Source organism: Alteromonas sp. RKMC-009 (assembly GCF_003584565.2).
Lineage (GTDB): Bacteria > Pseudomonadota > Gammaproteobacteria > Enterobacterales > Alteromonadaceae > Alteromonas.
Genome location: NZ_CP031010.1, coordinates 3,491,773 through 3,510,234, shown reverse-complemented (window position 1 = coordinate 3,510,234; position 18,462 = coordinate 3,491,773). Strand labels below are relative to the sequence as shown.

Sequence of the window (18,462 nt, the reverse complement as noted above, 5' to 3'; positions counted from 1 at the left end):
GTGGAATGCCGGACCCTGAACATTGGTCAACCGGAAAGGACAACACATGAAAATACACCACACATTCCGACAAAACAGCATCTCCCGAAGCATTCTGATGGCCCTGAGCCTGACAGCTGTATCTTTACCTCTTGCTGCACAGGAGCAAGCCGACGCTGATCAGGCAGATAAGGAAGTCGAAGTGATAGCAGTGAAAGGCTTTCGCGGCGCATTGATTAAGGCGCTTGATGCCAAGCGTGACGCATCAAACGTGCGTGAATCCATTATGGCCGAGGATATCGGTAAGTTCCCTGATTTGAACGTTGCCGAAGCCATCCAGCGTGTACCCGGTGTCGCTATTTCCCGAGAAGGTGGAGAAGGGCGCAACATAACATTGAGGGGCTTCAGTCCCGGCTTCACCCGCACTACGCTGAATGGCATGGAAGTGCCGGCAGGCAGTGACGGACTCGACTCCGGCGGTGTGACTGTGAACAATAGTCGTGCTTTCGATTTTCACGTATTTGCCTCAGAGTTATTTAACCGGATAGATATACAAAAAACACAGACTGCATCCATAGAGGAAGGCGGGATTGCCGGTACGGTGGATATGTACTCTGCGCGGCCCTTCGATTACCAGGGGTTTGCTTCGACAGTTTCAGTTAAAGGGGGCTATAACGACCTGACTGAAGAAGTGGACCCCAGAATGGCATTCCTTATCAGTAACACGTTTTTAGACGATACCGTGGGGGCGCTGTTTTCTGTTGCCCTGTCAGATCGTACCATCCGTCAGGAAGGATTCGGCAGCGTCCGCTGGCAGCCAACTTATCAGATTGGTGACGGCACCTGGGGCGATACGTCTCAACTGACAGAAATCAATGGCACACCTGAGAATTATTGCGGTGCCGAAGAGGCGATTTCCTGTTTGTGGGTACCCCGGTTGCCCCGCGCTGATTTTTTCGGTAACGATCAGAAGCGCCTGGGCGTAACCGGTTCATTCCAGGTCAAACCTTCAGACGACATGTTATTTACCCTGGATATTTTGCATTCAGAGCTGGAAAACAACCGCCGTAATTATAACTCTATGGAGTGGTTTATTGATCGCGGGGCGCCGGGCAACTTTCAGGGGCAGACGCCGCTGTCTTTTACCATCGATGACACCGGCCGTATTCTGGAAGCTGCCAGCTTCGATAACGTGACCTCATGGTATGAGAGCCGCTATCAGGTTTCGGACTCGACATTTGATCAGGTTGTCTTGTCCGGGGATATTCAAATCAATGATTTTCTGTCTCTTGATATGATGACGGGTTATGCCAAAAACGACGCAGACAGGGAAGAGATCCGCTATTACTACCGTTCAGTCCCTCACTACTATGCGTATGATTACAGCAGCGGCGATGCAGCCACAGTGGATTATGGCGACTACGATACCACCGACCCGGATAACTTTGTTGATGCGGTAAATGCCGCTAACAGAAATCACCGGGTTAAGAAAACAAACTACACCACGAAAATTGATTTGACCTGGCTGGCAGATCAGTTTGATATCAAAACCGGTGTGGCCTTTAACAACCGGGAAGTAGATTACCGTCAGGGTAACGGAGAATTTACCGCTTTCGACCCGTCTGAGTATGCCACAGCATTTCCCTATGATGATTTCGGTGCCGGTCTGGACGGTGCGACTCTGGTTCCGTTTCTTGTCGCTGATTTTGACGCCCTGGAAGCTGATGGCATTCTCACCCATAACTACACACAGGACCTGGACGCCAGCTGGGTAGTAACAGAAGAAACCAAAGCCGTCTATGCTGAGCTTAACACCGACTTCGATGTGGGCAATATGCTGCTGAGAGCCAATGCGGGTGTCCGTTATGTGAATACAAAGGTGACTTCAGAGGCGCTGGTCAGTGGCAGTCCGGTAAGTGTTGAACGGGATTACAATAATTTCCTGCCATCCATGAACCTGGCATTAGAAGTCACGGACGATATTGTCACCCGTCTCTCTTACGCCAGAAGTATGACACGCCCAAGCCTGGGTTCATTGAACATCGCTGCCCCGAACTTTGGTTTTACAACCTTTACGGTGAGTAATCTGGGTAATCCGGGGTTGAATCCATACGAGTCCAACGATGTTGATCTGGCTTTTGAATGGTATTTCGACGAGGAAGCGGTATTTGCGGTAACGTTATTCAATAAGGACATCGTTACATCACTGGAAACTGAACAGGTGGAAAAACTGGTCGATGAAGAATTCTGGCCGGTGATTTATAACAATCCCCAATATCAGGCAACGGCGCCAATTGGTGATCCGGCAACGCAAATTTATACCCATAGCATTCCGGTTAATAATAATGACGGCTTTACCGTGAAAGGCTATGAGGTAATGTATCAGCAGCCTTTCACATTCCTGGACGGCTGGATGTCGAATTTCGGTGTGGTGGCAAACTACACGCGGGTGCTGGCAGAAGATTCCACAGGTCTGTCGCCTAATTCCTACAACTTTACTCTGTACTACGAAACCGATCAGTATGGCGCACGCTTCTCAATGAACAAGCGGGATGATTATCTGCTTAATGAGCCGGGCGGAAACGGGCATGCGCAGGAAATGAAGTATGGCCCGACTCATGTTGATGCTTCGGCCTTTTACAACATTAATGAGCAACTCACTGTCACGCTGGAAATTATTAACCTTACCGATGAGGTTGAACGGATTTACGGTACCGGTGACGGAGATATGGATCTGACCCGGGAATACAGCCACACAGGTTCACAGTATTTCTTGGGTGCACGTTATACCTTTTAACCGCCACAGGGACAGTGTTGAAAAGCAGGCAATCTGAGGTTGCCTGCTTTTGTTATTAAAGGAGCTATCATGCGATTTATCAGTCTTATTTTATTTGTTATCAGCATTTCTGCGTCTGCACAGTCTTATGAAACGAGACTGACCGTTGCCGCTGACGGTTCCGGTGATTATACCTCCGTTCAGGATGCCATCTACGCTGCCAAAGCCTTTCCATGGACAGACGTCACCGTGTTTATTAAGAACGGGGTTTATAAAGAGAAGGTCAACGTATTTGCCTGGAACACCCGCATTAAAATGGTAGGAGAAAGCAGGGAAGGCACGATTATCACTATGGATGACCATTTTGATAAACTGGCGAAAGGCAGAAACAGCACCTTTCATACCTACACGGTACGCGTGGCCGGTAACGATTTTACCGCCGCCAACCTGACTATCCGTAACACTGCCGGGCCGGTGGGACAGGCCGTTGCTTTGCATGTAGAGGCTGACAGGGCGGCGTTTTATAATGTCAGTATTGAAGGCTACCAGGATACCCTTTATGTCGCCGGTGAGGGCCACAGAAGCTACTTTGAAAACAGTATGATAAGCGGCTCAGTGGATTTTATCTTTGGTGAAGGAACGGCATTATTCAGCGGTTGTGAGATACGCTCGCTGATAAGCAATACGTACGTGACCGCTGCGTCCACACCACAGGAACAGCCTTTCGGACTGGTGTTTGATAACAGCCACTTTACTGCACCTGAGGGTGTTGAAAATGTGTATCTGGGACGGCCCTGGCGGCAGTTTGCTGCAACGGCTGTGGTGAACAGTCAACTGGACGGGCATATCCATCCGGCCGGCTGGCACAACTGGGGGGATCCGTCGAAGGAACAAACCAGCCGTTATGAAACCGGCGGGAATACGGGAGAGGGCGCTACCGGCTCAGACAGAGTGAACTGGCAGCACTCACTCAGTGAACAGCAACGTCAATCCTACAATAAAGCCGCCGTTTTACGGGGCTGGTCACCGGAAAAACCGATCTAAATCCTGCCTTTTGATCGCTTTCAAGCCCCCGTCCTGCGGGGCTTTTTTCGTTGCCGGTAATTTTTTAAAAAAACTTTTCACGTATCCATTCTGATTCTTTTTTAATCTTTTCATGGGCTTTACATAAACAACTGTATATAAAAACAGGCTGCAGCCCAGTGTTTACGTGGGTTTTAGCCGTGTTTTTCCTTGACAGTGGGGAAAGTAGAGACCAAACTGTCTAGCAAGTGGGTAAATGTGGCGAATTGTGGATCGAGTCATCAACGAATTGCAGATTGGTACTCAGAAAACAAGAACAACAAGAGCACAAAAATATAAAAGGCTAGGGGAATGTTCCGCGGCGCTAATGCAATCAATCTGGATCCCAAAGGTAGACTGGCTATACCAACAAAATACCGCCAGTCACTTCTGGATGATTGTAACGGACAACTGGTCTGCACAATCGATACACAGCAAAGCTGTTTGCTACTTTACCCACTTCCCGAATGGGAGGAGATCGAACTCAAACTGAGTAAGTTCTCCAGTATGGTTCCGGCTGAACGCCGGATGCAGCGGCTGCTACTTGGTTATGCCACCGAAGGTGACATGGACAAGAGCGGCCGTTTTCTCTTATCCGCGCCTTTGCGCCAACACGCCAAACTCTCCAAAGAAGTCATGCTCGTCGGACAGCTTAACAAATTTGAAATATGGGATGCTGATATTTGGGCTAAACAAATTGATGCAGACATGGAAACCGAGCGTGATGGTGCTTTTGAGCTTACTGACCGCCTGCAGGAATTTTCACTATGAGCAACACCCCATTCAGTCATGTTTCGGTGTTGCTTAATGAATGTATTGACGCACTGGCGATTAAACCGGACGGCATTTATATTGATGCCACATTCGGTCGCGGCGGACATTCCGGCAAAATCCTCGAAAACCTTGGTGCTGAAGGCCGTCTGATCGCGTTTGACCGTGATCCTCAGGCCATTGAAGCTGCACAGCGTTTCGCAGATGACCAACGCTTTACCATTGTTCATGAACCCTTTGGCGAGATGGCCCGTGTTATCAGCGAAATGTCTCTGACGGGCAAGATCGACGGTGTGCTGATGGATCTCGGTGTCTCTTCTCCGCAGCTCGATGATGCTGAGCGTGGTTTCAGCTTTATGAAAGATGGTCCGCTGGATATGCGCATGGACACCAGCCGTGGCCAGAGTGCTGCCCAGTGGCTGGCAGAAGCTGATGAGCAGGATATCACCCAGGTAATAAAAGAATTCGGCGAAGAGAAGTTTGGCAAACGTATCGCCCATGCCATCGTGGAAACCCGTCAAACAACGCCTCTCACACGTACCGCTCAACTGGCTGAGCTTATTGATAAAGCGGTGCCGGTAAAAGACAAATTCAAGCATCCTGCTACACGCGCTTTCCAGGGGATCCGTATTTACATTAATGCGGAGCTGGAACAACTGCGGGTGGGGTTAAAAGCGGCTGTGGATGTACTGGCGAAAGATGGCCGTCTGGCTGTGATTTCTTTCCATTCTCTGGAAGATCGTCTGGTTAAACGTTTCATTAAAGATCAGAGTCGCGGCAAAGTAGTACCGGCCAACTTACCGGTAACACAAGCTGAGATTGATGCCGACAAAGTTCTCAGGGCGCTGAGCAAAGCGATCAAACCGACCAAAGAGGAGATTGCACAGAATGTGCGCTCCCGGAGTTCTGTATTACGGGTGGCCGAAAAACTATGACGGACCGGCAGAATTCACGGACGACGTCTCCGACAAACTTCAGTTTAATACTGATTCTGGTCTCAGATTTGACCCGCAACAAGTTGCGGGTTTTGTTGTATTTAATGGTTGTAACCAGTGCCATGGCTGTGGTGCTCGGCAGTCACCTGAACCGTCAGCAAAATATCGCCATGGAAACACTCATGCAGCAGAAAGATGATCTCGATGTGGAGTGGCGAAATTTAGTGCTGGAACAACGGGCACTGACAGAACACAACCGCATTGAAAACGAAGTGGAAAAGCAATTAGATATGTACCGGCCAACCGCCGATCAGGAAGTGGTGGTAAGACTGAAATGAGCATTTTTGCACTCCCTGCCAAAAAAGTGAAACGTGGTGCCAGACAGAATGTGACCCCGTCACCGGTGCAATGGCGCTTTGTGCTGGTCATTGCCATCGTTATGCTGGTGTTCGCCGGGCTGGGCGTCCGCGCTGCCTACATTCAGGTCATTGCTCCGGATAACCTGATTGCGCAGGGCGATAACCGTACCATGCGTACCAAAGATATGCCGGCATACCGCGGTATCATTACCGATCGCAATGGCGTAGAACTGGCTGTCAGTGTGCCGGTGCGTGCTATTTATGCCGATCCTAAAATTATCCATGAACAGGGCGGACTGGAGCAGTTCGAACGCTGGGAAGCGCTGGCCGATGTGCTGGGCCGCGATGTAGAGGACTTACGCAGCAAAGTACAAAATCCCAAACGCCGGTTTGTTTATCTGCAACGCCAGGTGTCTCCGGCCATGGCGGATTATGTTGCCAAACTGGATATCCCCGGTATTTATCTGCGCCGTGAAAGCCGTCGTTACTATCCTAATGGCGAAGTGACAGCGCAACTGATTGGTATCACCGATGTGGACGATTCCGGTCTGGAAGGTCTGGAACGGCTTTATGATGACTGGTTAACCGGTACACCGGGTTCAAAGGTTATCCGCCGTGATGCCAAGGGCCGCCAGGTGGAAATTCTGAAATCCACTGACGGAGAGGAAGCGGGGAATCTGAAGCTGACAATCGATCAGCGGATTCAGGCGCTGGCCTACCGTGAAATCAAAGAAGCGATGCTTTATTACCAGGCTGCTTCTGCTTCCGCTATTGTGCTCGATGCCCACACCGGTGATGTGCTGGCCATGGTCAATGCCCCTTCTTTTAACCCCAATGATCGCAGCGATGTATCTCCGCACCGGATGCGTAACCGTGTGCTGACCGATGCTTTTGAACCGGGTTCATCGCTGAAGCCGCTGGCAGTGCTGTCAGCGCTGGAATTCGGCAGTGTAAAAGTGGGGGATATTGTAAATACTAACCCCGGCTGGATGCGTCTGGGCGGCAGTCTGGTAAAAGATGCCCGTAACTACGGCAAGCTCACCTTAGAAGAAATTATTCAGCACTCGTCAAATATGGGGACCTCCCGGCTGGCACTGGGTGTACCGAAACCATTTTTGCTCGATACCTATTACAACATGGGACTGATGAGTGATACCGGTACCAACATGCCGGGTGAAAGTAACGGTCTTTTCCACGAGCGCAGTCGTTGGTCTGATTTCGAACTGGCGACCTTATCCTTCGGTTACGGTATATCTGTGACTACCGCACAGCTTGCGCGGATGTATGCCACTCTGGCCAACGGCGGTGTCAGCATGCCGCTGAATATTGTTAAGCAGCCTCAGTCCTCCGGTTACAAACCGGAACCTCAGCGGGTAGTGTCTGAAAAGAATGCCCGTGCCGTGCTTGAAATGATGGAGAGCGTTGTGCAGCGTGGCGGTACAGCCACGAAAGCAGCAGTGCCGGGTTATCGTGTGGGCGGGAAAACCGGTACCAGCCGTAAAGCCGTCGCCGGTGGTTATGGCGATGAGTACGTGAATATTTTCGCTGGTGTAGCCCCTTTGTCTGACCCGCAAATCGTCACGGTTGTACTGATCAATGAACCTGGTGGCGATCTGTACCATGCCGGTGATACAGCGGCGCCGGTTTTTTCTGAAATTATGGGCGGTGCCCTGCAACTGCTGAATATTGCCCCGGACGACAAACAGGTCACGTCTACGAAGTGGCTGAACGGAGGGCGCAATGGTAGTTAATGCATTTGAACAAAGTTTAAGCGTGTTGCTGGCAAAGTTCGGTATTACAGCGCCGGATGTCCGCATTCAGGGGCTGACGCTGGATAGCCGTCGGGTTACCCCGAAACTGGCCTTTGTGGCAGTAAAAGGACACAGCATGGATGGCCGGGAATTCATTCCGCAGGCCATCAGTCTCGGTGCCAAAGCCATACTTGCGCAAACCGAAAAAGTGCGGGAGCACGGCCGCATGGAAATGCGTGGCACCACGATTATTGTTCATCTGTATGAATTAACAGACATCCTGTCATCACTGGCCGGGGCGTTTTACGACTATCCCGCCACCAAAATGCAATCTGTTGCTGTTACCGGTACCAACGGAAAAACCTCCGTCGTGCAAATGTTATCCCAACTTACTACCGCCGGCGGAACACGCTGTGCAGCAGTAGGGACGCTGGGTGCAGGCCTGTTTCAGGGTGCAGATACAGAGTGGGAACCCACACCTGCCGGCAATACCACCCCTGACGCTATCCGCATGCAGTATTTATTGGCAGAGTTTGTGCAACAAAACGCGCGGCAAGTGGCATTTGAAGCGTCTTCTCATGCTCTGGTGCAGGGAAGGCTCAGTCAGATCAAGACGGATATTGTGGTGTTTACCAACCTGTCGAGAGACCATCTTGACTATCACGGCACCATGGAAGATTACGGTGCGGCCAAGCGTCTGGCCATGCAACTGCCGGGCGTCAGCACGGTAGTACTGAATGCCGATGATCCTGAAAGCGACCGCTGGCATACCAACAAGCCCTCCGGTGTTACCACTGTGTGGTACGGCATGTCGGAATTGGCAGCGCAAAAGTCAGAAGATCGCCATTGTTTGGCCACAAATGTGAAATATCATCCGGACGGGTGTCAGTTCAGACTGGTATCAAGCTGGGGAAGCCGGGATATTCAGGTGCCGCTTCTGGGAGCGTTCAACGTGCACAACCTGCTGGCTGTGATTTCAGTGATGCTGGTGCAGGGGCTTCGTTTTGAAGAAGTGGTGGCGTTGTTACCAAAGGTTTCTCCGGTAGCCGGAAGAATGGAAGTATTTCCTTTTACCGCGCATGCGAATGTCATTGTGGACTATGCCCATACTCCGGATGCGCTGGAAAAGGCGTTACTAAGCACAAGAGCGCATACCCCGGGGGATGTGTGGTGTGTTTTCGGATGTGGCGGCGACCGTGATAAAGGCAAGCGTCCTCTTATGGGACAGGCCGCTGAGGCTGTAGCCGATCATCTTGTCATCACTACCGATAACAGCCGTTCAGAAGCGCCGGAAGATATCGCCCGTGATATCCGTGAAGGACTGACACAGCCACAACGTGCGGTGGATGAGCCGGACAGAGAAAAGGCCATTCGCCACTGCCTGGAAAAGGCAGCACCGGAGGATTTGATCCTCGTGGCGGGTAAAGGCCATGAAGATTATCAGATCATCGGTGAGCAAAAGAAAAATTATAACGAGCGGGCCGTGGTAGCACGGCTGCAAAGGGAGTACAGCTAATGATTCTGACCACGCTGTCCTGGATTGCCGGCAAAGTGAAAGGCACCCTTACAGGGGAAGACCGGGACGTAAACGGGGTAAGTACAGATACCCGTACGCTGAAAAAAGGTGATGTGTACATTGCCTTAAGCGGCGAGAATTTTAATGGTCACCGTTTTATTGCTTCGGCAGAGCAGGCCGGTGCCAGTGCAATAATAGCCAGCGAACCGGTGAATACTGTTTTGCCTGTCATTCAGGTTGAAGACACGAAACTTGCTCTGGGTTTACTAGGTGCTGCGGTAAAAGCGCAGGTCGCACCAAAAACTATTGCCGTGACAGGCAGCAGCGGCAAAACCACCGTAAAAGAGATGACAGCGGCAATTCTGGCGCGCCGCGGCAATGTGCTGGCAACAGCGGGTAACTTCAATAATGACATCGGTGTGCCGCTGACATTATTACGTCTGGAAGAAGGCCATGATTACGCGGTAATGGAACTGGGTGCTAATCACCTGGGGGAAATTGCGTACACCACCGAACTGGTGAAGCCGGATGTGGCGACTATCGTGAATGCCGCCGCTTCTCATCTGGAAGGATTTGGCAGTCTGTTAGGTGTTGCCCGTGCAAAAAGCGAAATTTTTAAAGGGCTGAACGAACAGGGCGTGGCTATCGTCAATGCTGACAGTCAGTTTGCAGAGTTCTGGTTGGGCAAACTGAAGTACAACAACGTACTTACTTTCTCACCCCAACAACAAAATCAGTCGGATTTTACAGCAGAAGACATCACCGTCGGACTCGACGGCTGTGCTGAATTCAACATGGTCACCCCGCAGGGGCAAACCGGCATCCAGTTACGCATCCCCGGTATTCATAACGTGGGTAACGCACTTGTAGCGGCCGCGCTGGCCATGCAGGTGGGAGCGACCCTGGAAGACGTACGTACCGGACTGCTGAACATGGCGCAAGTGAAAGGGCGTCTTAATGTAAAAGCGCTGTCTGACCATTTCCGGTTGCTTGATGATACTTATAACGCCAATGTGGCGTCGGTGAATGCGGCTATTGATACGCTGTCCACGTTCTCCGGTTTACGGGTTCTGATCCTCGGTGACATGGCGGAGCTGGGTGAAAAAGCCCGCTTTTATCATGAGCAGGTAGGTGAGTACGCGCAGCAAAAGGGCATTGATTACCTCTTTACACTGGGTGTACTGAGCCAGAGCGCCAGCGCTGTATATGGTAAGCAGGGATTTCATTTCACCAGTGTAGAAGCGCTGATGGAAACATTGAGCAGTGTGCTGATGGCCGATCAGCGGGATATCTCCGTGCTGGTTAAAGGTTCGCGCAGCTCGCGGATGGAACGGGTAGTGGAGGCCATTGAGGTATCCCGCCTGGGAAAGTTTGAACGCCGTCGGGAGCGCATTGCATGTTGATATGGCTGGCCGACTGGCTTAAACAGTTTGAACCGGGATTCTTCGTATTTTCCTATCTGACGCTCAGGGCAATTTTAAGTACCCTGACGGCACTGGTGATTGCGATTGTTATCGGACCGAAAATGATTCGCTGGTTGCAGCGTCTGCAAATCGGTCAGACCGTACGTGACGACGGCCCGCAAAGTCACCTTTCAAAAGCGGGCACGCCGACGATGGGCGGACTGCTTATCTTATCGGCGATTGTGGTCAGCGTGTTGTTATGGGCAGATTTAACCAACCGTTATGTGCTGGTGACTCTGGCTGTGGTGATTGGGTACGGCATTATCGGCTTTGTTGATGATTACCGTAAAGTGGTGCGTAAAGACTCCAGAGGCTTAATTGCCCGCTGGAAATACTTCTGGCAGTCAGTCATTGCACTGGGCGTGGCGTTTTATCTGTACAGCAGTGCAAACCTCGCCGCTGAAACTTCTTTGCTGGTGCCTTTTTTCAAAGAAGTCATGCCGCAACTGGGTCTGTTTTATCTGGTGGTCGTGTATTTTGCGCTCGTAGGCACATCGAATGCAGTCAACCTCACGGACGGACTGGACGGACTGGCTATTGTACCCACCATACTGGTTGCCGGGGCGCTCTCCATTTTTGCCTACGTCACCGGTAATGTGAACTTTGCGACTTATCTGAACATTCCTCACATTCCGCTGACCAGCGAACTGGTTATTGTGTGTACCGCCATAGTGGGCGCCGGACTGGGCTTTTTATGGTTTAACACTTATCCGGCTCAGGTATTTATGGGCGATGTGGGTTCACTGGCTCTCGGCGGCACGCTGGGTATTCTGGCAGTCCTGGTACGCCAGGAAATCGTACTCATCATCATGGGCGGTGTCTTTGTGATGGAGACCGTGTCGGTGATCCTGCAGGTCGGTTCATTTAAGTTACGTGGAAAACGTATTTTCCGCATGGCACCCATCCACCATCATTTCGAACTCAAAGGCTGGCCGGAACCCCGCGTTATTGTGCGGTTCTGGATCATTTCTCTGATTCTGGTGCTGGTGGGACTGGCTACACTGAAGCTGCGCTGATTTATGAACGAATTGCTGGCATCACAACATGTTGTCGTGGCCGGTCTGGGAATGACCGGTCAGTCTGTTGTGCGTTTTTTAACAGAAACCGGTGCGTCGGTGAAAGTTTGGGATACCAGACCGGACGCCAGAGTACCTGACAATATCACTGTTCCTGTCACCGCCGGTGAAGTACCGCCGGGATACTGGGAAAATGTTGATACCCTCGTGCTCAGTCCGGGGATTTCGCCGTCCCATCCGTCGGTGAAAAGTGCTGCGCTGTCCGGTGTGGAAGTCATTGGTGATATCGAGCTGTTTGCACGATTGTCGCGCACGCCGGCTTTCGGCATCACCGGTTCAAACGGAAAAACCACTGTAACGCTTCTGCTTACACATATTCTTAATCAGGCCGGACTGAAGGCCTGTGCTGCTGGTAATGTTGGCCGTCCGGTATTGGACACCATTGGTGAAGGATTTGATTATATGGTGCTGGAGTTGTCCAGCTTCCAGCTTGAAACCACATCATCTTTAAATTTACTCGCCGCCACGATTCTGAACGTGAGTGATGACCACCTTGACCGGCATGGCACCATGGCAGCATATGCAAACGCTAAGCAGCGTATTTTTGCGCATTGTCACCATGCTGTTATCTGGCAGGGACATCCGGAAACCATTCCTCAGTCTCACGTTGCTGAAAAGACACTCTATCAGGCCGGTGAAAGTAAAACCGGCTTCGGCTTTGTCAATCAGGCGATTACCTGGCAGGGCAAAGCTGTTTTGCCTATGAGTGAAGTAAAGCTGGTAGGTACACACAACGTGCTGAATATTCAGGCCGCGCTGGCAATGGCGCTTGTTGCCGGTGTGAGTATTGAAACCGCCTGCGACGGAGTAAAGACCTTTGAGCCGGCTCCCCACCGCTGTGTGGAAATCGCCAATACACAAGGCGTGCGCTGGATTGACGACTCTAAAGCGACAAATGCCGGCGCCACGCTGGCGGCTCTCGAAGGGCTGGGCCGGGATAAAACCGGAAAACTGATTTTAATTGCCGGCGGAGATGGCAAAGGGGCTGATTTGTCCGTACTCAGGGAGCCTTTGCTGCAGTATGTGGATTTGGTGCTTACCATCGGAAAAGATGGCAGACAAATCAGCGACCTGATCCCCAGGGCACATTATTTACCCGATTTACCTTCTGCTGTTCAACTGGCAGCCCAACAGGCTGAGCCCGGCGATATGGTGCTGTTGTCTCCGGCCTGTGCCAGTATCGATATGTTTGATAATTATGCTCACCGGGCACGGGTTTTTGCTGAAGCGGTTCACGGAGTATCCGGTAAATGAGTACAGCAGCGTCTGAGCAAACAGGCACAAAATTATCTGAGATTTTTTCTCAGCGTCACGGTGCGGCAAAGTCCGCTTCACCTTATGATGCCGGTCTGATTCTGGTGGCACTGGCGCTGGCAACACTGGGGCTGGTGATAGTGACCTCCGCTTCCATGCCTGTGGCTGACCGTTTGTACGGTAATCCCTTTTATTTTTCCATCCGTCACGGCATTTATCTTCTTGTCGCCATCTTGTCTGCCGGTGTGGTGCTGCAGGTACCCATGAGTTTCTGGCGTGTGATCAATCCCTGGTTATTGCTGGCAGCCATTGTGATGCTGCTGGCGGTACTGGTGATGGGGCGTTCTATTAACGGTAGTACCCGCTGGATTGTAATAGGGCCGCTGACCTTACAACCGGCGGAACCTGCCAAACTGTTTTTCTTTACTTATCTGGCCGGTTATCTGGTGCGCCGTTATGAAGAGGTGACAGAAAACATTAAAGGCTTTATTAAGCCGCTGGTGGTGTTCTTTGTACTCGCCTGCTTACTGCTGCTGCAGCCGGATTTCGGTACTGCGGTGGTAATGTTCACCACCACAATGGGACTGTTATTTCTGGTGGGCGCAAGGCTCTGGCAGTTCTTTGCCATCGTGTTTGTTGGCTTACTGGCCATCGTGTTCCTGATCGTGTTTGAAGAATACCGCATGCGGCGGGTCACGTCTTTCCTTGATCCCTGGGCCGATCCCTTTGGCAGCGGTTATCAGCTTACTCAGTCATTAATGGCCTATGGCCGTGGAAGTTGGTTCGGACAAGGGCTGGGCAACAGCTATCAGAAGCTGGAGTTTCTGACTCAGGCTCACTCCGATTTTATCATGGCAATACTGGCCGAAGAGCTGGGCTTCACCGGTGTGCTGATTGTACTGGGACTCATTCTTTTCCTCGTTGTCCGTGCCCTGAAAATCGGCAATCACGCATTGGCTAAGCAACGGCCTTTCGAAGGATATCTGGCTTACAGCATCGGGATCTGGCTGAGCTTCCAGACCGCCGTAAACGTTGGTGCCAGTGCCGGCATTCTGCCCACGAAAGGTTTAACACTGCCGCTTATCAGTTATGGCGGTACCAGCCTGATTGTGATGATGGTGTCGGTGGCCATCTTGCTGCGGATAGATTTTGAATTGCGGGTCGACGGTGTTCAGGCTATCGGCCGGAAAGATAAACGTAAGAAGAAGCCGGCTCCGGTTTCCTCTGCTGCTGAAGACGGTGAACAACCGGAACAAAAGAGTAAAGAAGATATCAGAGCCATGTTAGAAGAAGTAGAAAAGGGGGCGTTGAATGACTAAGCGCTGTCTTATCATGGCTGGCGGTACTGGCGGACACGTGTTTCCCGGACTTGCCGTTGCACATGCGCTGAAAGCAGATGGCTGGGATGTACACTGGCTGGGCACCGCAGAACGGATGGAAGCGCAGGTTGTGCCTGAAAACGGATTCCCCATCCATTTTATCCACGTGAAAGGGTTACGGGGTAAAGGATTATCAGCCAGAGCCAGCGGATTTATGGCGCTGATGAAAGGCATGGCAGAAGCCGGAAAGCTTATTTCCTCACTCAAGCCTGATGTGGTCATCGGCTTTGGTGGTTATGCCAGCGGACCTGGTGGTGTTGCTGCGTGGTTACGGGGAATTCCCTTAATCGTGCATGAGCAGAATGCAGCCGCAGGCATGACGAACCGTATGCTGGGTAAACTGGCAAAGCGCATTTTACTGGGCTTTGATAATGCCAGAGGCGGGTTTGGCAGTGCAGCAAGCAAATGCATGACGGTGGGTAATCCGGTGCGCCGGGATATTGTGGCCATCGCGCCGAAAAAAGAAACCCATTCGCCGTTGCGTATGCTGGTGATTGGTGGCAGCCTGGGAGCTAAAGCGCTTAATGAGGCTGTGCCTGCTGTATGCAAGAATCTCTATGGGTTAACTATCCGTCACCAGGCCGGTAAAGGTAATGCAGAGGCGGTTCGAAGTGCTTATGCCAGTGGCAGTGTGGATGTGCAGGTCAGTGAATTTATTAAAGATATGGCGGCAGCCTATGACTGGGCTGACTTTATCGTTTGCCGCGCCGGCGCACTGACTGTAGCTGAAGTGGCAGCGGCGGGTTTACCGGCGGTGTTTGTGCCACTGCCTCATGCTGTTGATGATCATCAGACAAAGAATGCCCTGTCTCTGGTAGAGGCCGGGGCTGCGGTGTTATTACCGCAAACAGAATTACAAAGCGGGCTGGGCAAAGTGCTGGAAAACTGGCTGCGTCATCCCCAATCCTGTCTGGCCGCTGGCAGAAAAGCCCGTCAGGCAGCGATAACCAATGCAACACAGCGGGTCGCAGAACAGTGTGCCCTGCTGACAGGAGACAAAGCGTAATGGTAGGTGAAAAACCATTCCAAAACCCGCAGATGCGTAAAGTGAAGCGCATTTTCTTCATCGGTATCGGTGGCGCGGGCATGGGCGGTATTGCAGAAGTACTACTGAACGAAGGCTATGATATCGCCGGCTCAGATATACAGGCCGGTGCGATGACAGCACGGCTGGAAGAGCTGGGTGCTGAAATCTTTATTGGCCATCATGAAGACAATGTTACAGCGTCTGATGTGGTGGTGGTCTCCAGCGCCATCAACGAGTCAAATCCGGAAATCCGCTATGCCCGTGAACACCGCATTCCTATTATCCGCCGGGCAGAAATGCTGGCTGAACTTATGCGCTTCCGTCATGGTATTGCCATTGCGGGTACCCACGGAAAAACTACCACGACCAGCCTGATTTCCACTATTTTTGCCGAAGCCGGCTGGGATCCCACATTTGTTATCGGTGGTCTGCTTAACAGTGCGGGCACAAACGCACGTTTGGGTAAGAGCCGCTATCTGATTGCTGAAGCAGACGAAAGCGATGCGTCGTTTCTGCATCTTCAGCCTATGGTGTCCGTGGTGACCAATATTGAGCCGGACCACATGGGTACCTATGAAGGTGATTTCAACAAAATGAAAGACACCTATCTGGAGTTTCTGCATAACCTGCCATTCTACGGACAGGCCATTTTGTGTGGTGATGATGAAGTGATCCGTTCTCTGCGGCCGAAAATTGGCCGCAACATCCTTACTTACGGTATTGAGCCAGGTAACGATGTGCGCGCAGAAAATATTGAACTCAGGTTCGGTCAGGCGCAGTTTGACGTGCTCCGTCCTGATAAGCCGGTACTGAATGTCACGCTGAATCTCACCGGCATCCATAATGTGCTCAATGCCCTTGCTGCCATTGCTGTCGCCACAGACGAAGGGGTCGGTGACGACGCTATCGTGACGGCGCTGAAATCCTTTGGCGGTATCGGACGCCGGTTTGAAGTGCTGGGCGAGTTTACAACCAGCAAAGGTGATGTGTGTCTGGTTGATGATTACGGCCATCATCCGACTGAAGTCAGGGCAACCATCGCTGCGGCCCGCACTAACTGGCCGGATAAGCGGCTGGTCATGGTGTATCAGCCACACCGGTACACACGTACCCGTGACTTATATGAAGATTTTGTTGAAGTGCTCTCACAAGTGGATGTGCTGTTATTGCTGGATGTGTATGCAGCCAGTGAACAGCCCATTGAAGGTGCTGACAGTAAAGCACTCTGCCGGTCCATCCGTTTAAGAGGCCAGGTGGAACCTGTTTACGTGGGTGAACCGGATTCTCTGGCAGAGATTCTTGCCAGTGTGATGCAGGAAAACGACGTGATCATGACTCAGGGAGCCGGTAATATCGGCCAGATTGCTAAAAAACTGGCAAAATCTGAATTAGAACTAAAAAAATTTCAACGTGAGTGGCAGTGATGGCTGAACAGGTAAATCCACAAAAATTTGGTCGTGTAGCAGTAATGTTTGGTGGTGATTCTGCTGAGCGTGCAGTATCGCTGAACTCGGGTAAAGCGGTACTTAATGCCCTGTTAAGGCAGGGCATAGATGCTTTTGCTTTTGACCCTGCTGAACGTCAACTTACTGAATTAGTTGATGAAAAAGCTGATCGCGTGTTGATCATGTTGCACGGGCGTGGTGGCGAAGACGGTGCAATGCAGGGCGCATTACAGCACCTGAAAATCCCCTATACCGGCAGTGGCGTGCTGGGGTCTGCACTGGCAATGGATAAGATCCATACCAAACAAATCTGGCAATGTCTTGGTTTATCTACCGCAAAATATCAAATTGCTGACAAAAGTGACTTTGAAGCTGGATCATGCGGGGCTATAATGATGGAATTGGGGAATGAAGTCATGGTCAAACCAGCCCGCGAAGGTTCCAGTATCGGGATGGCGAGAGTGACAAGCGCTAAACAACTAGAAACTGCCGTTCAGGACGCCTTTCAATATGATAATCAGGTCCTGTTAGAGCAGTACATCGATGGCCCCGAGTTCACTGTCTCTGTTTTGCAGGGCAGGGCATTGCCGTCGATCCGCATGTCTACCCCCCATACATTTTACGATTACGCGGCCAAGTATCAGGACGATACAACCGTGTATCAATGCCCCGGTGGTTTGTCGGAAGACAAAGAAGCTGAACTGGCAGCATTGTCGCTTCGTGCGTTCAATGCATTGTCTTGCAGCGGCTGGGGCCGCATTGACGTAATGCAGGCTGCTGATGGCACGTTCTACTTGCTTGAAGCGAATACCGTACCCGGCATGACTGAAAAAAGTCTGGTGCCGAAAGCGGCGAAAGTGGCCGGTTTGAGTTTTGATGAACTGACGCTGGAAATTCTGGCGACCAGTCTCTCATCAGACTAAACGGAGCTTGCATGACAAAGGCGAAGCACAAGAAGATTCAATTCTGGTCCGGCGTGGCATTTCTGCTCGCGGTCATTGGTGGTCTGATTGTGGGCGGCATTAAAATTCAGGATTACCTGCAGGATGCCCAGAGGGCACCGGTACAGGTGGTGGATTTTTCCGGTGAGTTCAGCCATGTGGATGTAACCAGGCTGGAGCGCCTGATCCGCAAGTCACAACCGGGAAGCTTTTTCTCGCTGGACGTCAATGAAGTTTACAAGCTGGTGGAAGCCCAGCCATGGATTTATCGCGCATCGGTACGTAAGCAATGGCCAAATACGTTAAAGATTTATCTGGTCGAGCAAAAGCCGGTGGCGCAGTGGAACGATGACTTTTTGCTGAATCCCTACGGGGATACCTTCAGCGCCAGTGTGGACGATATGACGCTGCCCAAACTTTTCGGACCGGGCGGCAGTGAGAAAACCGCGCTGGAGGGCTACAACGCCATGCAGTCATTGTTGGCTACCACTGCCATGCCTATCGCAGAGCTGACGTTAAGCGAGCGGTTTGCTTGGCAGATTCAGTTGGCCAACGGCATTGAGCTGAATCTGGGCAGACAGGAATTTATAGATCGGTTGCAACGGTTCATCGATGTGTATCCGTTGCTGGCGAAGCAACCTAAAGCGGTGAAGTATGTGGATTTACGCTACGACACCGGGCTGGCAGTCGGCTGGCAGGATGCACAAGACGAAAAAAGTTAATGAGAG

The 18,462-nt window shown here is 51.4% G+C and carries 15 protein-coding genes; all 15 read left to right on the top strand.

Translation table 11 applies throughout. From position 1 onward, the window contains the following. Positions 1 to 46 precede the first annotated feature (46 nt). The 15 genes from DS731_RS15580 to DS731_RS15510 all read left to right on the top strand — a co-directional run bounded on the left by DS731_RS15580 (position 47) and on the right by DS731_RS15510 (position 18,456). On the top strand, positions 47 to 2,776 hold the full coding sequence (locus DS731_RS15580; RefSeq protein ID WP_119502199.1) for a TonB-dependent receptor: 2,730 nt from the start codon (positions 47 to 49) through the stop codon (positions 2,774 to 2,776). A gap of 69 nt (positions 2,777 to 2,845) precedes the next feature. Continuing rightward, on the top strand, positions 2,846 to 3,799 hold the full coding sequence (locus DS731_RS15575; protein WP_119502198.1) for a pectinesterase family protein: 954 nt from the start codon (positions 2,846 to 2,848) through the stop codon (positions 3,797 to 3,799). A gap of 330 nt (positions 3,800 to 4,129) precedes the next feature. Continuing rightward, positions 4,130 to 4,588, top strand: coding sequence for a division/cell wall cluster transcriptional repressor MraZ (mraZ, locus tag DS731_RS15570; RefSeq protein WP_119502197.1), 459 nt, complete (start codon positions 4,130 to 4,132; stop codon positions 4,586 to 4,588). Further along, positions 4,585 to 5,523 (top strand): 16S rRNA (cytosine(1402)-N(4))-methyltransferase RsmH, encoded by a 939-nt coding sequence (gene rsmH, locus DS731_RS15565; protein WP_119502196.1) that lies wholly within the window; start codon positions 4,585 to 4,587, stop codon positions 5,521 to 5,523. The genes mraZ and rsmH overlap by 4 nt, the downstream gene beginning before the upstream one ends. After that, positions 5,520 to 5,861 carry a cell division protein FtsL gene (ftsL, locus tag DS731_RS15560; RefSeq protein WP_119502195.1) on the top strand — a complete coding sequence of 114 codons (342 nt, stop codon included), beginning with the start codon at positions 5,520 to 5,522 and terminating at the stop codon, positions 5,859 to 5,861. Before rsmH ends, ftsL begins: the two co-directional genes overlap by 4 nt. Then, a complete protein-coding gene (locus DS731_RS15555; RefSeq protein ID WP_119502194.1) occupies positions 5,858 to 7,633 on the top strand; it encodes a peptidoglycan D,D-transpeptidase FtsI family protein in 1,776 nt (591 codons plus the stop codon). The genes ftsL and DS731_RS15555 overlap by 4 nt, the downstream gene beginning before the upstream one ends. Next, entirely contained in the window at positions 7,623 to 9,149 is a 1,527-nt protein-coding gene (locus tag DS731_RS15550) for a UDP-N-acetylmuramoyl-L-alanyl-D-glutamate--2,6-diaminopimelate ligase (protein WP_119502193.1), read from the top strand. Before DS731_RS15555 ends, DS731_RS15550 begins: the two co-directional genes overlap by 11 nt. After that, positions 9,149 to 10,552 (top strand): UDP-N-acetylmuramoyl-tripeptide--D-alanyl-D-alanine ligase, encoded by a 1,404-nt coding sequence (locus tag DS731_RS15545; protein ID WP_119502192.1) that lies wholly within the window; start codon positions 9,149 to 9,151, stop codon positions 10,550 to 10,552. The genes DS731_RS15550 and DS731_RS15545 overlap by 1 nt, the downstream gene beginning before the upstream one ends. After that, the gene (gene mraY / locus DS731_RS15540) at positions 10,546 to 11,628 is read left to right on the top strand and encodes a phospho-N-acetylmuramoyl-pentapeptide-transferase (RefSeq protein ID WP_119502191.1); all 1,083 of its coding nucleotides are present in this window, start codon (positions 10,546 to 10,548) and stop codon (positions 11,626 to 11,628) included. Before DS731_RS15545 ends, mraY begins: the two co-directional genes overlap by 7 nt. 3 nt (positions 11,629 to 11,631) lie before the next feature. Next, positions 11,632 to 12,942, top strand: a complete 1,311-nt coding sequence (gene murD, locus DS731_RS15535; protein ID WP_119502190.1) for a UDP-N-acetylmuramoyl-L-alanine--D-glutamate ligase — start codon at positions 11,632 to 11,634, stop codon at positions 12,940 to 12,942. Continuing rightward, positions 12,939 to 14,261, top strand: a complete 1,323-nt coding sequence (gene ftsW / locus DS731_RS15530) for a cell division protein FtsW (RefSeq protein ID WP_119502189.1) — start codon at positions 12,939 to 12,941, stop codon at positions 14,259 to 14,261. The genes murD and ftsW overlap by 4 nt, the downstream gene beginning before the upstream one ends. After that, positions 14,254 to 15,327, top strand: a complete 1,074-nt coding sequence (gene murG / locus DS731_RS15525) for an undecaprenyldiphospho-muramoylpentapeptide beta-N-acetylglucosaminyltransferase (protein WP_119502188.1) — start codon at positions 14,254 to 14,256, stop codon at positions 15,325 to 15,327. The genes ftsW and murG overlap by 8 nt, the downstream gene beginning before the upstream one ends. Further along, positions 15,327 to 16,772 carry a UDP-N-acetylmuramate--L-alanine ligase gene (gene murC / locus DS731_RS15520; RefSeq protein WP_119502187.1) on the top strand — a complete coding sequence of 482 codons (1,446 nt, stop codon included), beginning with the start codon at positions 15,327 to 15,329 and terminating at the stop codon, positions 16,770 to 16,772. The genes murG and murC overlap by 1 nt, the downstream gene beginning before the upstream one ends. Then, positions 16,772 to 17,716 carry a D-alanine--D-alanine ligase gene (locus tag DS731_RS15515; RefSeq protein ID WP_119502186.1) on the top strand — a complete coding sequence of 315 codons (945 nt, stop codon included), beginning with the start codon at positions 16,772 to 16,774 and terminating at the stop codon, positions 17,714 to 17,716. The genes murC and DS731_RS15515 overlap by 1 nt, the downstream gene beginning before the upstream one ends. An 11-nt stretch (positions 17,717 to 17,727) precedes the next feature. After that, entirely contained in the window at positions 17,728 to 18,456 is a 729-nt protein-coding gene (locus tag DS731_RS15510; protein WP_119502185.1) for a cell division protein FtsQ/DivIB, read from the top strand. Positions 18,457 to 18,462: the final 6 nt, after the last annotated feature.

Bases quoted from the DNA above. Each gene is read 5' to 3' on its own strand.
- DS731_RS15580 (WP_119502199.1), top strand. From the start codon at position 47: ATGAAAATACACCACACATTCCGACAAAACAGCATCTCCCGAAGCATT.
- DS731_RS15575 (WP_119502198.1), top strand. From the start codon at position 2,846: ATGCGATTTATCAGTCTTATTTTATTTGTTATCAGCATTTCTGCGTCT.
- mraZ (WP_119502197.1), top strand. From the start codon at position 4,130: ATGTTCCGCGGCGCTAATGCAATCAATCTGGATCCCAAAGGTAGACTG.
- rsmH (WP_119502196.1), top strand. From the start codon at position 4,585: ATGAGCAACACCCCATTCAGTCATGTTTCGGTGTTGCTTAATGAATGT.
- ftsL (WP_119502195.1), top strand. From the start codon at position 5,520: ATGACGGACCGGCAGAATTCACGGACGACGTCTCCGACAAACTTCAGT.
- DS731_RS15555 (WP_119502194.1), top strand. From the start codon at position 5,858: ATGAGCATTTTTGCACTCCCTGCCAAAAAAGTGAAACGTGGTGCCAGA.
- DS731_RS15550 (WP_119502193.1), top strand. From the start codon at position 7,623: ATGGTAGTTAATGCATTTGAACAAAGTTTAAGCGTGTTGCTGGCAAAG.
- DS731_RS15545 (WP_119502192.1), top strand. From the start codon at position 9,149: ATGATTCTGACCACGCTGTCCTGGATTGCCGGCAAAGTGAAAGGCACC.
- mraY (WP_119502191.1), top strand. From the start codon at position 10,546: ATGTTGATATGGCTGGCCGACTGGCTTAAACAGTTTGAACCGGGATTC.
- murD (WP_119502190.1), top strand. From the start codon at position 11,632: ATGAACGAATTGCTGGCATCACAACATGTTGTCGTGGCCGGTCTGGGA.
- ftsW (WP_119502189.1), top strand. From the start codon at position 12,939: ATGAGTACAGCAGCGTCTGAGCAAACAGGCACAAAATTATCTGAGATT.
- murG (WP_119502188.1), top strand. From the start codon at position 14,254: ATGACTAAGCGCTGTCTTATCATGGCTGGCGGTACTGGCGGACACGTG.
- murC (WP_119502187.1), top strand. From the start codon at position 15,327: ATGGTAGGTGAAAAACCATTCCAAAACCCGCAGATGCGTAAAGTGAAG.
- DS731_RS15515 (WP_119502186.1), top strand. From the start codon at position 16,772: ATGGCTGAACAGGTAAATCCACAAAAATTTGGTCGTGTAGCAGTAATG.
- DS731_RS15510 (WP_119502185.1), top strand. From the start codon at position 17,728: ATGACAAAGGCGAAGCACAAGAAGATTCAATTCTGGTCCGGCGTGGCA.